Here is a 19,550-nt window from a genome sequence, read left to right as displayed (position 1 = left end):
AGATATAAAATTTGTAAAGGGGTCTGACCCCCTTTAGTATGTTTTTTCCAACACTTTGATCATATTATATAGCATGTCGTTAATGGGTGTTGGTATTTGATAGGTTTTTCCAAGCTTACTAACGGTACCTGCTAAGTATTCAACTTCTGTTTTTCTTCCTGCCTCAACATCTTGGAGCATGGAGGTTTTACCCTCGGGTGCAAGCCCCTTTTTTAAGATTTGATCAAATTTCAAAAAATCATCTTCGGTCAATTGTATTCCGCGGGCTTTAGCCAATGTGATTACTTCTTGCATGGCTGATTTCATGAAGGCATGAGCTTCAGGAATTTCTTGAAATACTCGATAGGGTGCTTTTAATACAGCTGAAGTTTGATTAATTCCTACATTAATCATAAACTTCCACCACATAGTATGTAGCATGTCTTCTGGGACTTCATAAGGAATGCCTGCTTGGTCAAATAATTGGCTTACTTTTTTTACATTGGTAGATAGTGTTTGGTTAGTATTTTCACCAAAACAGATTCTACCAATATTGGAAAAGGTGACAGAAGTTCCTTCTCGTATAGCATCAATGGCAACACACATAGCAGGAAGAATGACGTTATCTGGATAGGCCTTAGCTATCATTTCTTCACTAGTAATACCGTTCATAAGCGAGATGATAATCGTATCTGGTCCAATATGTTGTTGTACATCCTTAATAGCTTGATTGAGTCCATCATATTTTACAGCAATCAATACAAGTTCTGCTGGTTTGGTAAGTTCTTCTGGCTGAATGTATTGAAAATCATAACGATTTGAATTAATGGTTACCCCTTCTTTTTGAAAACGGCTCATCCGTTCATGATTTACAATTATTTTCAAATTTTCAGGTGCGAGATCATGCAATTTACTGGCATAAGCAGCACCGATTCCACCGAGACCGATCAGTGATACATTTGTCATCATTGAACCCCTCCTATGAATGAACGATCACTAACTTAATAGGATCATATTCTATTTTAATCGCTTCAATACATACTATACATCGCAAGTTCATTTTGAGCCAGAATGAAACCCGAAGAAGTAACAAATGTTGGAATTGTTAGAATAATTAATTTATGTTACGTATAAAAGAACGGTGGTCTTGTATAGGAATTGAAGTTCTTTTATGATGAGAACAAATAAATAATTAACTATGTACCTATCATCTTTATCGGCTTTAGTTACATGTTTTAGAACAACTATAAGGGAGAGATTACGATGGCAAAATATACGATTGTAGACAAAGATACTTGCATTGCGTGTGGTGCATGTGGAGCTGCAGCACCAGACATTTATGATTATGACGATGAGGGAATTGCTTTTGTTTTGTTAGATAACAACAATGGAACAACCGAGGTACCAGAAGAGTTGTTAGAAGATATGGAAGATGCCCATGAGGGGTGCCCAACAGAATCTATTAAACTTGCAGATGAACCATTTGACGGAGATCCTTTGAAGTTTGAATAAATCCGAAGTGTTGAAAACGCTTTTATGTTGAGTAGAAAATCTCTAAAGGAGTGAATCGCATGAGAGAGCAATTATCGTGGAAAGTAGGAGGGCAACAAGGGGAAGGAATTGAAAGTACGGGTGAGATTTTTGCAACTGCTCTCAATCGTCTTGGTTACTATTTGTATGGATATCGTCATTTCTCCTCAAGGATTAAGGGTGGTCATACAAATAATAAAATAAGAGTTAGTACAAAACCTCTTAATTCAATTTCCGATGATTTAAACATTCTTGTCGCTTTTGACCAAGAAACTATCGATGTGAACTTTCATGAACTACAGGAAGACGGAATAATTCTTGCTGATGCTAAGTTCAACCCGACGATTCCAGATGGCTGCAAGGCAAACCTATATATTGTCCCATTTACAGAAATAGCTAATGAACTTGGAACGTCTCTAATGAAAAACATGGTAGCTGTTGGGGCAACGAGTACCATCTTAGATCTATCTCCTGAAACGTTTAGAGCTGTAGTAGAGGATATATTTATGAAAAAAGGAGAAAAAATTGTAGAGAATAATATGAAAGCAATATGTGCCGGGGCAGATTATTTGAAAGAAGATCCTAGTATTAAACTTTCTAATCTAAAGTTAGCCCAAGCAGATGGAAAGCATAGAATGTTTCTGATTGGTAATGATGCGATTGGGATGGGGGCAGTAGCTGCGGGAAGTCGATTTATGGCAGCCTATCCGATAACACCTGCATCCGAAATTATGGAGTATATGATTAAAAAACTTCCTGAACTCGGTGGGACGGTGATTCAAACGGAGGATGAGATTGCAGCATGTACAATGGCCATTGGGGCGAATTATGCAGGAGTCCGTTCATTTACGGCTTCAGCAGGTCCTGGTTTGTCCTTAATGGCTGAAGCGATTGGTTTATCAGGTATGACGGAAACTCCCCTTGTTGTTATTGATACACAGCGAGGAGGGCCTAGTACTGGATTACCAACCAAACAAGAGCAATCAGATCTAATGGCGATGATTTATAGTACGCATGGAGACATCCCTAAAATTGTTATGGCACCAAGTACGGTAGAGGAGGCTTTTTATGATACGGTTGAAGCGTTTAATTTAGCAGAAGAGTATCAATGTCCGGTCGTTATGGTCACGGACTTAGCCCTTTCGCTTGGAAAACAAACGGTTGAACCGCTTGATTTTTCAAAAGTCGAAATTAGACGTGGAACGTTAGATACGAATGCCCAATTGCCTGAACGAGTGGATGGTGCTTATTATAAACGCTATGAAGTTACGAATAACGGTGTCTCAAATCGCGTAATTCCAGGAATGAAAAATGGAATACACCACGTAACTGGGGTGGAGCATGATGAAACAGGTAAACCGTCAGAAAGTCCTGCCAATCGACAGAACCAAATGGATAAACGGATGAGAAAGCTAGACAATTTATGCAATTGTTTTAGAAGGCCTGTTCATATTCAGGCTAATCATGAGGAAGCTGATTTATTAATTATTGGTGTGAATTCAACTCGAGGGACCATTGAAGAGGCGATGCCGAGGTTAGAAGCGGAAGGAATTAAAGTTAATCACGCTCACATTCGCCTACTGCACCCATTTCCAACTGATTCATTAAAACGGCTTATGGCCAAGGCAAAAAGAGTCGTAGTGGTTGAAAACAATGCTACCGCACAGCTTGCAAATATTATTAAAATGAATGTTGGACAAAACAACATCGAGAGTGTTTTAAAGTATGATGGAAACCCATTTTTACCAACAGAAATTCATAATCGATGTTCAGCACTTATTCAAAAAAGCAAGGAGATGGCCTAAATGGCAACATTTAAAGATTTTCGTAATAAAGTAAAGCCGAATTGGTGCCCTGGATGTGGAGACTTTTCTGTTCAAGCTGCCATTCAACGTGCTGCTGCAAATGTAGGGGTAGAACCAGATAACCTGGCTGTTGTTTCAGGAATAGGCTGTTCTGGGCGTATTTCAGGGTATATTAATTCCTATGGTTTACATGGAATTCATGGACGTGCGCTCCCGATCGCTCAAGGGGTAAAGATGGCAAACAAAGATTTGACGGTTATTGCTTCAGGTGGAGATGGGGATGGATTTGCAATTGGGATGGGACACACCATTCATGCCATCAGACGAAACATTGATGTGACGTATATTGTTATGGATAACCAGATTTATGGATTAACAAAAGGACAAACATCGCCGCGTAGTGACGTAGGTTTTAAAACCAAAAGTACTCCAAATGGTTCTGTTGAGTCTGCATTAAATGTAATGGAAATGGCGTTAACGGCTGGTGCAACATTTGTAGCTCAAAGTTTCTCAACTGACTTAAAGGAGTTAACAACATTAATTGAGAAAGGAATTAACCACAAAGGGTTCTCACTAATTAATGTATTTAGTCCGTGTGTGACTTTTAATAAAGTTAATACGTACGATTGGTTTAAGAAGAATCTGACCAAATTAACAGATGTTCCAGATTATCATGAAGAAAACCGGATGCAGGCAATGCAAACATTAATGGAACATAATGGCCTAGTAACGGGACTGATTTATCAAAACAAACAACAACCATCGTATCAAGAAATGCTTACTGGTTATTCAGAAAAACCTCTTGCTCATGAAAACTTGCATTTAGATGAAGAACAGTTTAATAAGATGATGGTTGAATTTATGTAATTCCTAAAGTAATAACCCCAAAGTAATCAGCTTAGGGGTTATTACTAATTAACAAATTACGAAATGATAGTACATAGAGGGATTAATTAGTAGAACAAAGAAGTAATGTAGGAAATTATTTGATTTTATAAAATAGTTCCTTTATTTCAAAAAAAAATAAATTAGTTGCTCATAAAAGAACAGACTAGTTGTTCTGTTTTTAAAAGGGTTTTAAAATGAAGATAACAACAAGTCAATAACAAATAGTATATTAAGTAATTAAAAATATATAGTAGATTTATTTAAGGAGGGAATTTATAAAGTTATTTATGTAAGCGATTAAAGTGGGGAGTTGCTTAATTGTATGTAATAAAACAAATTTGGGGGTAGATTTTTATGAAAAGGTTTACAAATAAAATCTCATTTGTTAGTTTGATGCTTGCTTTAGTGCTTTTGATTTCAGCTTGTGGTTCTAGTGATAGCAGCGGTTCAACAGATTCAGGTAGTGACCCTGATAGTTCAGAGCCAGAAGCTAGTCAATCAGGTGGTGATGGAATTACTTTTAGCATGGGACATATGAACTCTACTGAGCATGTTCAAGATTCAATGGCAATGAGACCATTTGCTGAGGAAGTAGCAGAGGCAACAGAGGGACGTATAAATTTCCAACTTTACCCTGGTGGAGCATTAGGATCACCAGCTGAAACATATGACAATATTGTAACCGGTATCATGGATTCGGGTTGGGGACTTCAAGGCTATAATGCAGGGAAGTTTGAAGTTCATTCTGTTATGCTATTGCCATTTTTAGCGGACGGAGATGGAGAGAAACTAAGTGTCATTGCACAAAAACTATATGATCAGTTCCCTGAAATTCAAGCAGAATATGATGATGCCAAATTATTATGGGCACATGCAGCTGATCCGTATGCAATTGTAACGGCTGGAAAACAAGTAACTAGTTTAGAAGACTTACGTGGCTTAAGGTTAAGAACTCCATCTGTTGAGGGTGGTAAGATGATTGAATCATGGGGGGCAACACCGGTTTCAATGCCTGCTCCAGAAATATATGATTCTATGCAACGCGGAGTAATTGATGGAGGAATCCTTCCCGTAGCAGCCTTAGCTGATTTTAATTTGTTTGATGTTGTTGATTATGTAACAATCGGTAACTTTAGTACTGGTTTATTCTATGTCATGATGAATAATAATAGCTGGGATAAAATTTCTGCTGATGATCAAGCAATTATTGAAGAGATGATTGGCGAACCAATGGCTCGTACTTCTGGAGAGGCGTTTGATGCTCAAGAGGAAAAAGCGAGAGCGAAAGCAGAAGAAGAAGGAATTGAGTTCTTTGAGCTAGATGATGCGGAACTTGAAAGATTTAAGGAAGCAGCTCAAATTGTAACAGATGAGTGGCTTACAAATATGGAATCTAAGGGAATTGACGGTCAAGCGATTTTAGATGAAGCTTTACGATTAATGGAAGAAAATTAAAAGCAAGTTATCTTACTGAGGTGATTTTATGAGCTCGAACGCAAAGGAAGTTCAAAAGGAAATGTTGGGATCTGAGGGTCCCAACCAATCCTCTTTGCCAGAACAAACGACAAAATTTGAGAAATTTGTCTATTCTCTTAATAATGCTACACATCGAGTGTCGATGCTCGTCCTCTTTTTAATGATGTTTTTGACTACAGGAGATGTTATTGGGCGTTATTTTTTTTATAAACCAATAACAGGTACGTATGAATTAACTGGATTGGCAATGGTCATCGTTATTTTCTTGAGCTTGGGTGTAACACAATTAAAGAAAGAGCACATTTCCATTGATTTTATCACTTGTAAATTACCTGTAAAAGTTCGTGAATCATTAAATGTTTTCACATCTATGATTATGCTAGCTTTACTAGCAACAACATCGTGGCAGTTGTTTGCCTACGCTCAAAGGTTTGGAGCACAAACTAGTGGAGATCTAGGAATTCCAATGAAATTTTTTGCTATTTTAGCTGCTATTGGGGTACTGTTTTATGCTCTAACAATCGTTCTCAATATCTGGCAATCTATTCGCAAGGTGGTGCAAAAGAATGAGTCCTGAAATGATTGGTGTGTTAGGTATAGCATTATTGTTAGTTCTTATTCTTTTGAATGTATCCGTAGGACTTTCGTTGTTTCTAGTAGGGTTTTTAGGGGTGTCATTGCTAACAGACTGGAGCGTTGGGTTGGCACAGTTGGGAACAGCTGCATTTGGAACGGCAAATGCTTATAGCTTAAGTGTTATTCCTTTATTCATATTGATGGGAATGTTTATGTCCAATACAGGTCTAGGGCAAGATCTATTCAAGGCTGTTGATAAATGGTTAGGTCATACAAGAGGTGGTTTGGCCATTGCAACAATTGGAGCTAGCTCCATTTTTGCTGCTATTTCGGGATCAACCAATGCAACAACGGCAACGATGGCAAGAATTGCAATCCCTGAAATGAATAAATATAAATACTTGCCATCGATGTCAACCGCAGCGGTTGCGGCTGGTGGAACATTAGGAATCTTGATCCCGCCAAGCGTGATATTGATCTTGTATGGAGCTCTTACTCAAGTTCCGATTGGCCCTTTATTAATAGGTGGGATCGTTCCTGGTCTTTTATTAGCAATCATTTTTATGATTACAATTAATATCCAAGTGCGCTTAAAGCCTGAATTAGCACCAAGGTCATTAGAATCTTCATCGTTGAATGACAAACTGCGTTCGCTTTCAACGGTTTGGCCGTTTCTAATTATCTTCATGGTCAGTATTGGAGGAATTTATTTTGGTGTATTTACTCCAACGGAAGCTGGTGGAATAGGTGCAATTGGAGCGTTTTTAGTCACTCTTATTACCAAAAAGTTAACTTGGGAGAAATTGAAATCTTCTTTAGATGATACGATTCGATTATCTGTTATGATTTTCTTAATTTTAATTGGTGCAAGTATTTTTGGCCGATTTTTAGCACTAAGTCAAATTCCAATGAAATTAACGTCAATGGTTGGTTCAGCAGATGTATCACCTTATGTCATCTTACTATTAATTTTACTAGTATACTTAATCTTAGGTATGTTTATGGAAGGGATTGCAATTATGGTTTTAACTCTTCCTATTGTTTATCCTATGGTTACGCAGCTAGGATTTGATGGACTATGGTTTGGGATTATAATGGTAATGGTTCTTAATATTGGTGTATTAACGCCTCCACTTGGATTAAGTGTTTATATTATAAGTGGTGTTGTAAAAGATGTACCAATCACCAAAATTTTCCGTGGTGTAACACCGATGGTACTTGTTATGGTTGCCTTTACCATATTATTAATCATTTTCCCGGAAATCGTGACCTTCTTACCAGAGATATCCAGATCCTGACGATTCAATAAACCTTCTTATTATTTAGTGGGCTTGGAAAGCTCTCTAATAGTAAGAAGGTTTTTTTAAAAGTTTGAATTATTGTTCGGTAGGTGTTTAAATGATAATAACAATTACTAGAGAAACTGGGGATTTTTAATGAGAGAACTTAATTTAGAACCAATTCAATCAGTTGAGCGCGCGATTCAAATATTAAATTGTTTCAGTTACGAAAAGTCAGAACTTACAATAGAAGATATTATGAGTAAGACGAATCTAGCAAAAACAACGACATATCGTCTGCTTTGGACACTAGAGCGTAATTATTTAATCGAATATAACCAAGTGACAAATCGTTATCGATTAGGCACTGGTATACTAGAATATAGTGGAGTTGTCCTTGAGAACTTAGATATTCGGAGGGAAGCAGATCCTTATTTGGTAAAACTTCATGAAGACACAGGGCATTCGGTTATCCTTGCTCAACCTCAATCTGAATCAATTCAATATTTAGTTAGGTATGATAGTGAAGATGGTCTGCAGCCTAATAATTTTGTAGGAAGAAGGCGTATCCTCCATAATGGAGCATTTGGAATTGTATTGTTAGCGTTTATGGAGATGAGTTTTGTAGAGAAGCTTCTTGAAACATTTCCTCTAGAAGCAAGAACACCAAAGACATTAACGGATAGAACAAAATTTATTAAACGACTTCAGGATATTCGTGAATATGGGTATTTTGTTGATGTGGATGAAACCTTTATAGGATATACAGCTATTTCTGCACCCATTTTTAATGGTCAAAAGCAAGTGATTGCCTCTGTTGGAATATCTGGTCCAAGTTTTAAAATGGAGGGAGGAAAGAGAGAGGAATTAATAGACTCGATTATGAATGTAGCATCAACTATTTCGTTAAAAATGGGACAAGGTAAACATGAATATAGTAACAAATAATACATAAGTAATTCTGGATAGATAAAGTTGTTCTTTTTTTGGAGGTGAGAATTTGGATTTATTTTTTTATATTACAATCATTGTTGGATTTTCTCTTATCTATTACGGGTATGTAAAGAAAAAAGATAATGAATTAAAAGAGAAAGAATTAAGATTAGAAGAGAAAAAAGTGGAGTTAGAAATGAAAAAGTTAGAACTGAATCTACAAACGCAAGAGAAAACGGAAAAGGAATGATAGGTTATTACAGGGGTGTCTCTATGGTCAAAACAGACTTTGGGAACACCTTTTTTTGAGTAAAGTAAGGTTCTTGTTTTGAGATGACCGTTAAGGCAAGAATCCCAACTCTAAATGAGCGAATCGGATCTAATTCCGCAAAAATGTTGAACAGATGCTCTAAGTGGACTAAATGGTCCCTGGTTCAAACCTAGATTTTGTGAAAAATAGCGGAATGAGGTTCCATGTTTCCTTACATATTGAAAATAGAGGTTACCTTAACGGAAGAACACGAGCTCTTGTAAAGGTAGCTCCTTTGGTTTCTCGCACTCAAAAAAGCTTAACACAACATTTTTAGGCGGTTACTCTCATTACTTCGAGAACCAAGAAAAAGCCCTAATTCATGGCCTTTTTCTTGGTTCTCTTTTTTATTAAATCTAAAAGTGAGTGATTTTATTAGAAAATTCTTTTTATATTGACATTTCGTTATTTTTTGGGGTATATTTGACCTATAATTCATTATAGCAATTGTTAGTTCACATTGTGAATTGAAAGCGCTTTATAAAATAACCTTTACAAGGAGGAAGTTTCAATGATTAAAAGAGAACTAGATGAGAAACTTATTCAGCAGTTAAAGGAGAAAATGGATGAAGGCTTGTTACCACAGTGGGTTATCACTGACCCGGATATTTATGAACTAGAAAAAGAAAAGGTTTTTGGGAAGACATGGCAATTTTTAGCACATGAAACGGAGTTAAAGGAACCAGGAAACTATGTAACAAGATGGATGGTTAATGATCCAATTTTGCTTGTGAGAGATAGTAAAGATGAAATTAAAGCGTATTTAAATTCCTGTACTCATCGTGGCACTCAATTATGTACAGCAGATCGCGGTAAAAAGAAAACGTTTTCTTGTCCGTATCATGGCTGGAGCTACAATCTAGATGGGAAATTAATAGGAATTGTTGCTGGGAATAAAGTGTACGGGGAAGAAATGTGTAAAGACGAATGGGGGCTTCGTAAGGTTCCAAGAGTAGAAAGCTATCAAGGAATGATTTTTGGCTGTCTTGATCCTGAAGCAGAACCACTAGAAGATTATTTAGGAGAGATGAAGTGGTATTTTGATATGATGTTAGGTCGAAGCGATGGGGGCATGGAAGTCATCGGCCTTCCGCAACGTTGGGTAGCAAAGGCAAACTGGAAATCAACAGCAGAAAATTTTGCTGCAGACCCTTATCACGTTCAAACGACTCATAGGTCAACCGTAGAAATGGGTATTAGCCCAGAGGATCCTCTTTATGCTGGATATGGACACCAAGTCGTTATGAAAAATGCACATGGAATTAATGTCATTACATCAAAAACAGGTCGTTCTCGAACCGAATTTCAAGGAATGCCAAAAGAAATGTGGCCAATGTTCCAACGAAATTTATCCGCCGAACAAGCCGATATACTTGAAAGAGTGACTGTTTTTGTTGGAGGAGTGTATCCAAATCTTTCGTTTGTAAGTCCAGTTCATGGAACAGAAGGACATTTGCATAATTACTTAAATTTCCGCGTTTGGAGACCACTTGGCCCCGATAAAGTAGAAGTGTGGTGTTGGTTTATGATTGATAAGACTGCTCCAGAAGAATATAAGGCTGATGCCTATAGAGGATATCTTGGTTCGTTTGGACCAACTGGAACATTGGAACAAGATGATACGGAAACTTGGGCACGAATTGTTGAGGTCAGTGGTGCGTCGATGATGCGTGATAAAGAGTTAAATTATAACAATTTAAGCAACTATTTAATGGGATTTAGTCATGTAAAGCAAGATGAATCTTTCCCGGGTCCAGGAGTTGCATATCCGACAACGTATTGTGATGCATTAGCTAGAAGAATGCACGAGCATTGGTTAGATTTACTTATTGCCGATACGTCTGTAAAGGAGGAAATAAAATGAGTAATGAGGTAAAAGCGCATGTATCATTAGAGATTAAAGACCAAATTGCGAATTTACTTTATCAAGAGGCTTATTACCTGGACAATCGAAAGTACAAAGAATGGCTAGAGTTATTAACGGATGATATAACTTATAAAATGCCCCTACGCGAAACGGTCGAAGGAGTCAATATTGATAATATCTCTGTCGACTCAGCCTTTTACGAAGAAACGAAGGCTTCTCTTCGAACAAGGGTAAATAGATTGTATACGAAATCTGCCTGGGTTGAAAATCCTGCGACAAGACAACGCCATTTTATCTCAAATGTAGTTATTGAAGCAGGAGAACAACAAGATGAGTATAAAGTACGTAGCTATTTTTTATATAAGCGGAGCCGTGGCTCAACAACAGACCTTGAAGAGATGTTTGGTGAAAGAAATGATATAGTTAGAAAAGTAGATGGCGAGTGGAGAGTATGTTCGCGGACGATCATTCCAGATCAAACGGTCATTACGACGATGAATATGAGTATGTTCTTGTAAGAGAAAAAGTGGCAAATAATGAACGATGTTGCAGCTATAAGTACCCCACTCTTTCATAAGAAATCTTTTATTTATATAATGGATGAAAGCGTTCGCTTATAGAAAGTAACAGCTTAATAAAAAGTGAAAATCATAGAGTGCTTATAGGGGTTTCTAAAAGCACTCTCTCTTTCTGTCCTAAGTTGATGGATACTCGTCAGTAAACAATTCAATGAATCGCTTTGCAGCTTTAGATAAATATCTTTCTTTTTGCCAAATGATTGATGTCGTTGTTTCAGCTGAGCTATCTATTATTTCAAACACTCTAAGGTTTTCTTTTGAGAAATTAAATAAAACCGATTTAGGCAACAATACTCCACCTATCCCTGCTTTAACCATAGATAATAGGATAGTGGCGTCAGGAGATTCACATACATAATTGGGTTCTAAACCATGTCTATTAAATTCTTCTAGGACAACTTCATAGACGCCAACTCCATTAACACGATGTAATGCAATTAAGGGAAGTTCGGAAATGTCTCTCATGGCTATTTTAGAGCCCGAAGGCAATTGTTCCCATGCTTTTGGTGCGATGAAAACAAACGGGTCAATATCTAATTCGATGGTATTAAAATTTTCAGTATTAAGTGGAGAGCGAACGATAGCAGCTTCAATGCTTCTCTCATAAATATAATCCGTTAATCGATAAGGGTCACCTGCTAGTATCTTTACTTTAACTTGAGGGTATGTGTCGTTAAAAGCCCGGATTCGCTCGGGGAGGTAGTGTATACACGACATGACACAACCAATTGATAATGTACCACTTAGCCCTTCACCAGTTTCTTTTACAGCAGTAATCGTTTCATCAAAACGATCAAGTAGATGAAGTCCTTTTTGATAGAGAAGGTGTCCAGCTTCTGTTAATTCGAGCTTGCGTCCATTTCTAGAGAGAAGTTTCGCCCCAATCTCTGTCTCCATATTTTTTAGTTGTTGACTTAAAGGTGGTTGTGCCATATTCAACTTTTTTGCAGCAAGTGTAATTTGACCTTCCTGTACAACGGTAATAAAATACCGGAGTTGCCGGATATCCAATCAAAGACCTCCTCTTGGTATTCATATGATAAAAGTATATAAAACAGACTTTATTAATATTATTCATATAATATAGCATGTGCTACACTATAAAAAAAGCAATTATTAAAAATAAACAAAACATTCAGTTTTATTTATTTTACATTTGTAAACGCTTAATATCGATGAGGAAAAGGATACGATAAATTTGGGGGGATATTGGTGAAGTTACAAGACGCAAAAAGCAACGTCTCTGTGGAGAAAAGGATGTATACGACGGCAGATCAAATGGTAGAAGCATTTCAGGATTTAGGTGTATCCTATATATTTGCGAATTTAGGGAGCGACCATCCAGCTTTGCTTGAGAGTTTTGCACGGTTTAAAAAAGAAGGTAGAGAGATGCCAGAAGTGATTATCTGTCAACATGAAATGGTAGCATTAAGCGCAGCTCATGGCTATGCTCAAATCACTGGAGAGCCACAAGTAGTCATTGTTCATGTTGATTGTGGTACTCAAAATCTTGGAGGGGCTGTACATAATGCGGCGAAAGGAAGAATTCCTGTATTAATCTTTGCAGGTACTTCACCTACGACTCAAGATGGTGAAATGCTAGGAAGCCGAAATGAATTTATTCATTGGATTCAAGATGTGTATGATCAGCCTGGAATTGTAAGAGAGTATGCTAAATATTCAAATGAAATCCGAACAGGAAAAAACGTAAAACAGTTGCTTCATAGAGCGATGCAAGTTGCACAAAGTGATCCAAAAGGGCCAGCATATTTGATTGCTGCACGTGAAGTGTTGGAAGAAAAAGTAGAGGAAGTTTCCCTTGACCTAAAAAAGTGGGGACCCTTGTCGCCAGCTGCCATTCCTCCACAAAAAATTGAAGAGATAAAAGATGCGTTGCTTAAGGCGGAACATCCTTTAATTGTCACGTCTTACCTAGGACGTAATCATGAAAGTGTCGAAGAACTAATTCATTTATCAAATAAGCTTGCGATTCCAGTTCTTGAATCGGTTCCGAGTTATTTTAACTTTCCTTCAGATCACCCGCTACATGTGGGGTATAGATGGAATGAACCAATTCAGCATGAACAGTTAGCTAACGCTGATTTGGTTCTTGTCTTAGACAGTGATGTTCCGTGGATTCCATTACACAATAAACCTGCTGCAGACTGCAAGATTTATTATGTCGACGCTGATCCTTTAAAAGAAAAAACACCCCTGTGGTATATTCCATCAGAGAGTTTCTTTAAAGCGGATACACATGTTGTCCTGCAGCAATTGAATGCTTGTATTGATCAAGCAGAATTAACCAAGGATAAAATTTCAAAGCGCTTTAAAGAAATCTCCCAATTTCATGAAGAACAGCAGGTGCAGTTATCCTTACTTGAGAGACCGAGTGACGAAGGAAGAATCACTCCGGAATTATTAACATCTTGCATTAGAGAAGTCATTGAAGACGAAACCATTGTTATGAGTGAGACAATTACGAATTTTTCCACTGTGAATAATCATTTACCTAGGACTATGCCAGGTACGTATTTTACAATGGGAGGTGGTTCTCTCGGATGGAACGGGGGAGCTGCTGTTGGCGCCAAGTTAGCTTCACCAGACAAAGTGGTTGTTAGCTTATGCGGCGATGGTTGTTTCGTTTTCAGTAATCCTACTCCTGTTCACTGGATGTCGAGAAAGTATGAGGCTCCATTCCTGACTGTTATTTACAATAATGAACAATGGAATGCACCGAAATTCTCTGCCTTAGGTGTTCACCCAGATGGATTAGCAAAACAAACAGATGAATTTTACACGAACTTCGGACCGTCTTCGGATCTGGCAAATGTTGCCTGGGCTGCTGGAGGAGCATATGCGAGGACGGTAGAAGATCCAAAAGAATTAAAAGAAGCATTACAAACTGCTTATGAAATTGTAAAAAGTGGTAGGTCAGCTGTGGTAGATGTTCGGATTACTGGCAAGTAAATTGTGTTCCTAAACAGGTGGAGGATACTCCACCACTAAATATACCTATTGTATTTATTAATCTAAAGGGGTGTAACCATGAAAAAACAACAAAAATGGAAGCGTTTTCTATGGTCTGGGGTTATGAGTGCAATGCTTATTAGTCTAGCTGCTTGTGGGGGGGCAGAATCAACAGGTGGTGAGGAAACGAGTGGAGAAGCAGAAAGTCCTGCTCCATCAGGAGATGTAGTAGATTTAACGTTTTCTACCTTCATGCCAGGTCCCCACCCACAACATACAGAGCTCATCGAACCTTTTATTGCAGATATGGAAGAGGCGACAGATGGCAGAGTGACTGGAACATTATATCCAGCCAATGCGTTAGGAGAGGCCAATGCACAGTACGATCTAGTTGTAAATGGAGTAGCGGATATGTCAATGTCCCTTCATGGTTATACTCCTGGAAGGTTCCCTCTTACAGGTGTAACAGAGTTGCCATTTATGGGGGAGAATGCAACAGATGCGACTAGGATCTTCTGGGGACTTCATGAAACGTTTCCTGATATTGCAGAGGAGCATGAAGGTACGAAGGTTGGTTGGTTGTTTAAAAATGATCCAGCCCAACTTTTAACGGTCGATAAACCTATCCATTCACCTGAAGATCTACAAGGTTTAAGAATTCGAACACCTTCGCCATCAGCTAATGGAATTTTAGAATCATATGGAGCTATTCCTGTTTCAATGCCAATGGGAGATGTATATGAAGCGATGCAAAGAGGAGTCGTTGATGGGGCGCTTGCTCCAGCTTCTGTTATTACGAACTTCCAACTCGCGGATGTAACGAACTATATTACAAAAGGGAACTTCTATACAAGTAGTATCTTTGTAGTCATTAACCCAGCTACTTGGTCAAAAATTTCTGAAGAAGATCAAGCCGTGATTGAAGAACTTATAGGTGAAAACATGGCAAACAAAGCAGCTGAGCTTTATAACGTAGATGCGGACGGTGGCTGGGAATCAGCTACTCAAGCAGGAATTGAAGTCTATGAAATTCCTGAAGAAGACCTTTCTAATTGGAAAGCGCCACTTGAGCACCTATATGAAAAATGGGTAAATGAAATGGATGCAGAGGGATTGCCAGGATCAGAAATTTATGAGGAAGCGGTTCGCCTCCGCGATCTAGGAGAATAGCATATGTTTATGAGATTCATAACGAATTTCGAGAAATTTGTAGGGTTCTTAAATAACATTTCATCTAAAGTTTCAGCACTCCTCTTATTTTTGATGATGGTATTAACATTTAGTGATGTAGCAGGCCGCTTCTTATGGCGTCCTGTTACAGGTACGTATGAGCTAACCTATTTATGGCTAGCGTTAATTGTCTTTTTAAGTCTAGGGTATACCCAACAGAAAAAGGGGCATATTTCAGTTGGGGTTTTCATTGATAAGCTGTCTGTTAGAGCGCAGGCTGTGTTTGATGTGATCACATACTTAATTATGATGGTTTTATTAGGATTAATGGCTAGACAAACAGTGTCTTATGCCAATCAAGTTTCCAATAGTGTAACAGGGGATTTAAAGTTACCGGTTAGTGCTTTTGTACTTGTTTGTGCAGTGGGGATTTTATTTTTTACCTTAACGGTGCTCGTTGATTTCTTAAAAGCGATACGAAAGGTGGTGCATCCAAATGAGTCCTGAAGTAGTAGGAATAATCGGAATTATTGCTTTGTTTGTTCTGATCTTGCTTCGTGTTCAAGTTGGAATTGCTCTCCTTTTAGTTGGATTTACAGGTTATATGTACTTATCGGGAACGAATGTTGCTTTGGCTCAGCTTGGTATGAGTGCTTTTGGTACAGCAAGTAAATATAGTTTAAGTGTTATGCCAATGTTTATTTTGATGGGGATGTTTCTTTCTTATAGTGGATTAGCAAAAGACTTATTTAAAGCAGTTGACCACTGGGTTGGACACGTTCGCGGAGGAATTGGAATGGCAACGATTGGTGCATCAGCAATTTTCTCTTCTATTTCAGGGAGTGTTAATGCTACGACAGCAACGTTAGCAAAAGTGGCCTTACCTGAAATGAAAGATTATAAATATCACCCTGGGTTATCTTCTTCTTGTGTGGCCGCAGGTGGAACGCTAGGTGTGTTAATTCCCCCAAGTGTGATTTTAATTCTTTACGGGGTGTTGACGATGGAGCCGGTGGGGGCATTATTAATTGCTGGACTAGTGCCAGGAATCTTATTAGCCTTTTTTTTCATGCTCACTGTATATATTCAAGTGAGAAGGAAGCCGTCACTTGCACCGAACCAGCAAAGTCCGTCTTCGTTTCAAGATCGAATGAAATCGATCAGTAAAATTTGGCCCTTTGGATTGATCTTCTTACTAAGTATTGGTGGAATTTATTTTGGCTTTTTCACACCAACCGAAGCAGGGGGAGTAGGGGCACTTGGTGCATTGTTATTTTCTGTTTTAACGAGACGCTTGGGATGGAAAGGTTTTTTTGCCTCTTTAGAGGAGACAATCCGATTAACATCGATGATTTTTATTATCTTAATTGGAGCGACACTATTTGGGCAATTTTTAGCTATGAGTCGAGTTCCGACTGCGGTTACATCGATGGTGGTCGGTTTAGATGTATCGCCATTTGTCATCGTGGCAATCATCTTAATTATCTATTTTTTGTTAGGATTATTTTTGGAAGGGATTGCAATCTTAGTTTTAACACTTCCGATCGTCTATCCACTCATTATTCAGCTTGGATTTGATGGGATTTGGTTTGGGATTATTATGGTTATGGTGTTCAACATGGGGGTTATTACACCACCTCTTGGAATTAGTGTGTATGTAATAAATGGGGTTGCAAAAGATATTCCGATTCAAACGATATTTAAAGGGGTTACGCCCATGCTAGTAACCATGATTCTTTTTACTATTCTACTAGTTATTTTTCCTGAAATTGTCATGACCTTGCCTAACTTTATGAGAGGTGGAGGTTAATGCAGATTTAGGTTGAAGTATACAATTTATTAATAAAACGAATAAAGAGGAGTGTTTTGTATGCAAAACTTTGAACAATTAAACAAAAGTTTCATTAACGGTGAGTGGGTAGTTGGGGGCAGTGATCGGTCGTATGATATTACTAATCCATATGACGGTTCTCTTATTACTTCTATTCAATTGGCTACGTCCAAACAAGTAGAAGAAGCATTTACGGTCGCAAAAGCAGCGCAAAAACAATGGGCAAAAAGCACAGTGGATGAGCGCAGAGACGTCTTGCATAAGGCAGCCGATTATTTGAAGGCAAATCGTGAGGAAATTGTGAGTATCATTGGTCGTGAAACAGGTGGCAGTGTGTTAAAAGCAAATGTTGAATTACACTTAACACTTGAATTTCTAGAGGAGGCACTTAAATATGCTGATGAGGTCAATCAAGTACGAGAAGTACCTGGGCATGTTGAAGGCAAACTAAATCACATTCACCGAGTGCCGTTAGGGGTTATTGCGTCAATTTCGCCGTTTAACTTTCCTATGAATCTATCGATGAGGACGATCGCCCCTGCTATTGCGCTAGGAAATAGCGTTGTTCATAAGCCAGATATTCAAGTAGGGTTAAGTGGTGGAGCGATTTTAGCGAAGGCATTTGAAGAAGCTGGTCTTCCTAAAGGGGTCTTAAATGTGATTCAAACTGATGTCGAGGAAATTGGTGATGACATGTTGACGAACCCGAATTATCAATTGGTGAGTTTCACGGGATCAACAGCGGTAGGACGACATATTGGCGAAATTGCAGGAAGAAATTTAAAGCGTGTCGCTCTTGAACTTGGTGGGAACAGTCCATTGATAGTTTTATCCGATGCCGATGTAGACCGTGCGGTGGAGGCTGCGATATTCGGTAAATTTATTCACCAAGGGCAAATTTGTATGATCATTAATCGGATCATAGTTCATCAAGATAAGCATGATGAATTCGTTCAGAAATTTGTGGACAAAGCAGCTGCTCTTCCATATGGGGATACGAGTGATCCAAAAACCGTCATTGGTCCTTTAGTAAATGCTAGACAAATGGAGAAGGCCTTGAATTTTATTGAAAAAGCGAAGCAAGAAGGTGCAACGCTAGCTTTAGAGGGGGAGCGTTTTGGCAATGTATTAACACCATTTGTCTTTACAAATGTTGATAATTCAAGCCAGCTTGCGCAAAGTGAATTATTTGCCCCAATTGCGACCATCATTAAAGCAGAGTCTGATGAGCAGGCGATTGAATTTGCAAATGAGACCGAGCACGGATTAAGTTCGGCAATCTTTACAAGTGACCTAGAACGTGGGGAAGAGCTTGCGCTACAAGTTGAAGCAGGGATGACGCATATTAACGATCAAACAGTCAATGACGCCCCGCATATTCCATTTGGTGGTAACAAAGCAAGCGGACTAGGGCGCTTTGGTAATCCGTGGGTTGTCGAAGAGTTTACGACAACAAAGTGGGTATCAGTGCAAACTAAGTATCGTCAGTTTGCGTTTTAAATAAGGAAAAAGGGTCTGTTCTTCCCAAATGGGAATGAACTAGACCCTTTTTTATGCTCTTAATTTCTCTGGTTCTGATTGGAACAGAACTTGATCGCGTCCAGCTTGTACACCAAAGACCCCCATCGCTAGAATCATCGCAAAAAATAGGAAAAAAGATGGTGACCAAGAATGGAAGAGATCAAAGAAAAGACCCATTAAAAGGGGACCTAATGCTGCAAGTAAATAACCAGCCGATTGTGCCATACCTGATAGATTTGCTGCATCATAGGCATTTTGAGATCGTAAGCCAAACAAACTCAGGGATAGACTTATACCTGCACCTTGTGCCACCCCTAAGCACATCATATATACGGATATAAAGCCTAAAGATCCACCAACATAAATCCCTAGAAAGCCAGCAGCATATAGGAAGGCAATGCCTAATACAATCCCTTTTTGATTTGAAAGTCGCCCAGCTAGAATAGGTACAAGTAATGTTGCCGGAAGCCCAACAACTTGTGTCAATGTTAATAACCATCCGGCCATTGGAACATCTATTCCTCGAGTAACTAAGATTTCAGGTATCCAAGCAATTATGCAGTAAAAAATACAAGACTGAAACCCCATAAAAAGCGTTACTTGCCATGCTAGTTTAGAAGACCAAATGGAACTGCTAGGTGAATGTGAAACTTGAGCTATTCTTTTGGGCTTTCGAAGCTGGGGTATCCAAGCAAGAACAGCCCCTCCTGATAAAATCGCCCAAAGCGCTAATGATTTCTCCCAGCCGAGGTTTAACCCTTGAGCCAAAGGAATACTCACACCAGATGCGAGAGCTGCCATTAAAGCCATAGACATGGTATAGATCCCTGTCATAA

18 protein-coding genes are annotated in these 19,550 nt (G+C 38.5%); 15 read left to right on the top strand and 3 right to left on the bottom strand.

All coding sequences use genetic code 11. From position 1 onward, the window contains the following. Positions 1-33: 33 nt before the first annotated feature. Positions 34-948, bottom strand: coding sequence for a ketopantoate reductase family protein (locus LQ50_RS09760; RefSeq protein ID WP_034628696.1), 915 nt, complete (start codon positions 946-948; stop codon positions 34-36). Positions 949-1,242: 294 nt separating this feature from the next. On the opposite strand from LQ50_RS09760, the gene LQ50_RS09755 reads away from it, so the two are divergent. The 10 genes from LQ50_RS09755 to LQ50_RS09710 all read left to right on the top strand — a co-directional run bounded on the left by LQ50_RS09755 (position 1,243) and on the right by LQ50_RS09710 (position 11,162). Continuing rightward, a complete protein-coding gene (locus tag LQ50_RS09755) occupies positions 1,243-1,491 on the top strand; it encodes a ferredoxin (protein ID WP_034628695.1) in 249 nt (82 codons plus the stop codon). A 59-nt stretch (positions 1,492-1,550) separates the two neighbouring features. Further along, a complete protein-coding gene (locus LQ50_RS09750) occupies positions 1,551-3,314 on the top strand; it encodes a 2-oxoacid:acceptor oxidoreductase subunit alpha (protein ID WP_052144680.1) in 1,764 nt (587 codons plus the stop codon). Continuing rightward, the gene (locus LQ50_RS09745; RefSeq protein ID WP_034628692.1) at positions 3,315-4,181 is read left to right on the top strand and encodes a 2-oxoacid:ferredoxin oxidoreductase subunit beta; all 867 of its coding nucleotides are present in this window, start codon (positions 3,315-3,317) and stop codon (positions 4,179-4,181) included. Between the two features lie 375 nt (positions 4,182-4,556). Next, positions 4,557-5,657: a TRAP transporter substrate-binding protein gene (locus LQ50_RS09740; RefSeq protein ID WP_034628690.1), complete on the top strand. Its 1,101-nt coding sequence runs from the start codon at positions 4,557-4,559 to the stop codon at positions 5,655-5,657. A gap of 28 nt (positions 5,658-5,685) precedes the next feature. Next, a complete protein-coding gene (locus LQ50_RS09735) occupies positions 5,686-6,255 on the top strand; it encodes a TRAP transporter small permease (RefSeq protein ID WP_034628687.1) in 570 nt (189 codons plus the stop codon). Further along, positions 6,245-7,552, top strand: a complete 1,308-nt coding sequence (locus LQ50_RS09730; protein WP_034628685.1) for a TRAP transporter large permease — start codon at positions 6,245-6,247, stop codon at positions 7,550-7,552. Before LQ50_RS09735 ends, LQ50_RS09730 begins: the two co-directional genes overlap by 11 nt. 138 nt (positions 7,553-7,690) lie before the next feature. Beyond that, positions 7,691-8,482 (top strand): IclR family transcriptional regulator, encoded by a 792-nt coding sequence (locus tag LQ50_RS09725; protein ID WP_034628681.1) that lies wholly within the window; start codon positions 7,691-7,693, stop codon positions 8,480-8,482. A gap of 52 nt (positions 8,483-8,534) precedes the next feature. Continuing rightward, positions 8,535-8,717 (top strand): hypothetical protein, encoded by a 183-nt coding sequence (locus LQ50_RS09720; RefSeq protein WP_034628678.1) that lies wholly within the window; start codon positions 8,535-8,537, stop codon positions 8,715-8,717. A gap of 571 nt (positions 8,718-9,288) precedes the next feature. Then, positions 9,289-10,641, top strand: coding sequence for an aromatic ring-hydroxylating oxygenase subunit alpha (locus LQ50_RS09715; RefSeq protein ID WP_034628675.1), 1,353 nt, complete (start codon positions 9,289-9,291; stop codon positions 10,639-10,641). Further along, positions 10,638-11,162, top strand: coding sequence for a 3-phenylpropionate/cinnamic acid dioxygenase subunit beta (locus tag LQ50_RS09710; protein WP_034628672.1), 525 nt, complete (start codon positions 10,638-10,640; stop codon positions 11,160-11,162). Before LQ50_RS09715 ends, LQ50_RS09710 begins: the two co-directional genes overlap by 4 nt. Positions 11,163-11,339: 177 nt before the next feature. On the opposite strand, the gene LQ50_RS09705 is transcribed toward LQ50_RS09710, so the two are convergent. After that, positions 11,340-12,233, bottom strand: a complete 894-nt coding sequence (locus LQ50_RS09705) for a LysR family transcriptional regulator (RefSeq protein WP_034628669.1) — start codon at positions 12,231-12,233, stop codon at positions 11,340-11,342. Positions 12,234-12,434: 201 nt separating this feature from the next. On the opposite strand from LQ50_RS09705, the gene LQ50_RS09700 reads away from it, so the two are divergent. From LQ50_RS09700 to LQ50_RS09680, 5 genes are all read left to right on the top strand, one after another. Continuing rightward, positions 12,435-14,192: a thiamine pyrophosphate-requiring protein gene (locus LQ50_RS09700; RefSeq protein ID WP_237563684.1), complete on the top strand. Its 1,758-nt coding sequence runs from the start codon at positions 12,435-12,437 to the stop codon at positions 14,190-14,192. A gap of 78 nt (positions 14,193-14,270) precedes the next feature. After that, the gene (locus LQ50_RS09695; RefSeq protein ID WP_034628667.1) at positions 14,271-15,362 is read left to right on the top strand and encodes a TRAP transporter substrate-binding protein; all 1,092 of its coding nucleotides are present in this window, start codon (positions 14,271-14,273) and stop codon (positions 15,360-15,362) included. Positions 15,363-15,365: 3 nt separating this feature from the next. Continuing rightward, positions 15,366-15,869 (top strand): TRAP transporter small permease subunit, encoded by a 504-nt coding sequence (locus tag LQ50_RS09690; protein WP_052144679.1) that lies wholly within the window; start codon positions 15,366-15,368, stop codon positions 15,867-15,869. Next, on the top strand, positions 15,859-17,172 hold the full coding sequence (locus LQ50_RS09685; protein ID WP_034628664.1) for a TRAP transporter large permease: 1,314 nt from the start codon (positions 15,859-15,861) through the stop codon (positions 17,170-17,172). The genes LQ50_RS09690 and LQ50_RS09685 overlap by 11 nt, the downstream gene beginning before the upstream one ends. A gap of 60 nt (positions 17,173-17,232) precedes the next feature. Beyond that, on the top strand, positions 17,233-18,693 hold the full coding sequence (locus LQ50_RS09680; RefSeq protein WP_034628661.1) for an aldehyde dehydrogenase family protein: 1,461 nt from the start codon (positions 17,233-17,235) through the stop codon (positions 18,691-18,693). 51 nt (positions 18,694-18,744) lie between these two features. Here the strand turns inward: LQ50_RS09680 and LQ50_RS25425 are convergent. After that, positions 18,745-19,550: MFS transporter (locus tag LQ50_RS25425; protein ID WP_034628658.1), on the bottom strand; the 806-nt coding region annotated here is incomplete at its 5' end.

Source organism: Halalkalibacter okhensis (assembly GCF_000787375.1).
Classification (GTDB): Bacteria; Bacillota; Bacilli; order Bacillales; family Bacillaceae_D; genus Halalkalibacter; species Halalkalibacter okhensis.
This window is presented reverse-complemented; position numbering and strand designations above follow the sequence as displayed.

Excerpts from the sequence above, each read along its gene's own strand:
- LQ50_RS09760 (WP_034628696.1), bottom strand. The coding sequence starts at position 948 with ATGATGACAAATGTATCACTGATCGGTCTCGGTGGAATCGGTGCTGCT.
- LQ50_RS09755 (WP_034628695.1), top strand. The coding sequence starts at position 1,243 with ATGGCAAAATATACGATTGTAGACAAAGATACTTGCATTGCGTGTGGT.
- LQ50_RS09750 (WP_052144680.1), top strand. The coding sequence starts at position 1,551 with ATGAGAGAGCAATTATCGTGGAAAGTAGGAGGGCAACAAGGGGAAGGA.
- LQ50_RS09745 (WP_034628692.1), top strand. The coding sequence starts at position 3,315 with ATGGCAACATTTAAAGATTTTCGTAATAAAGTAAAGCCGAATTGGTGC.
- LQ50_RS09740 (WP_034628690.1), top strand. The coding sequence starts at position 4,557 with ATGAAAAGGTTTACAAATAAAATCTCATTTGTTAGTTTGATGCTTGCT.
- LQ50_RS09735 (WP_034628687.1), top strand. The coding sequence starts at position 5,686 with ATGAGCTCGAACGCAAAGGAAGTTCAAAAGGAAATGTTGGGATCTGAG.
- LQ50_RS09730 (WP_034628685.1), top strand. The coding sequence starts at position 6,245 with ATGAGTCCTGAAATGATTGGTGTGTTAGGTATAGCATTATTGTTAGTT.
- LQ50_RS09725 (WP_034628681.1), top strand. The coding sequence starts at position 7,691 with ATGAGAGAACTTAATTTAGAACCAATTCAATCAGTTGAGCGCGCGATT.
- LQ50_RS09715 (WP_034628675.1), top strand. The coding sequence starts at position 9,289 with ATGATTAAAAGAGAACTAGATGAGAAACTTATTCAGCAGTTAAAGGAG.
- LQ50_RS09710 (WP_034628672.1), top strand. The coding sequence starts at position 10,638 with ATGAGTAATGAGGTAAAAGCGCATGTATCATTAGAGATTAAAGACCAA.
- LQ50_RS09695 (WP_034628667.1), top strand. The coding sequence starts at position 14,271 with ATGAAAAAACAACAAAAATGGAAGCGTTTTCTATGGTCTGGGGTTATG.
- LQ50_RS09690 (WP_052144679.1), top strand. The coding sequence starts at position 15,366 with ATGTTTATGAGATTCATAACGAATTTCGAGAAATTTGTAGGGTTCTTA.
- LQ50_RS09685 (WP_034628664.1), top strand. The coding sequence starts at position 15,859 with ATGAGTCCTGAAGTAGTAGGAATAATCGGAATTATTGCTTTGTTTGTT.
- LQ50_RS09680 (WP_034628661.1), top strand. The coding sequence starts at position 17,233 with ATGCAAAACTTTGAACAATTAAACAAAAGTTTCATTAACGGTGAGTGG.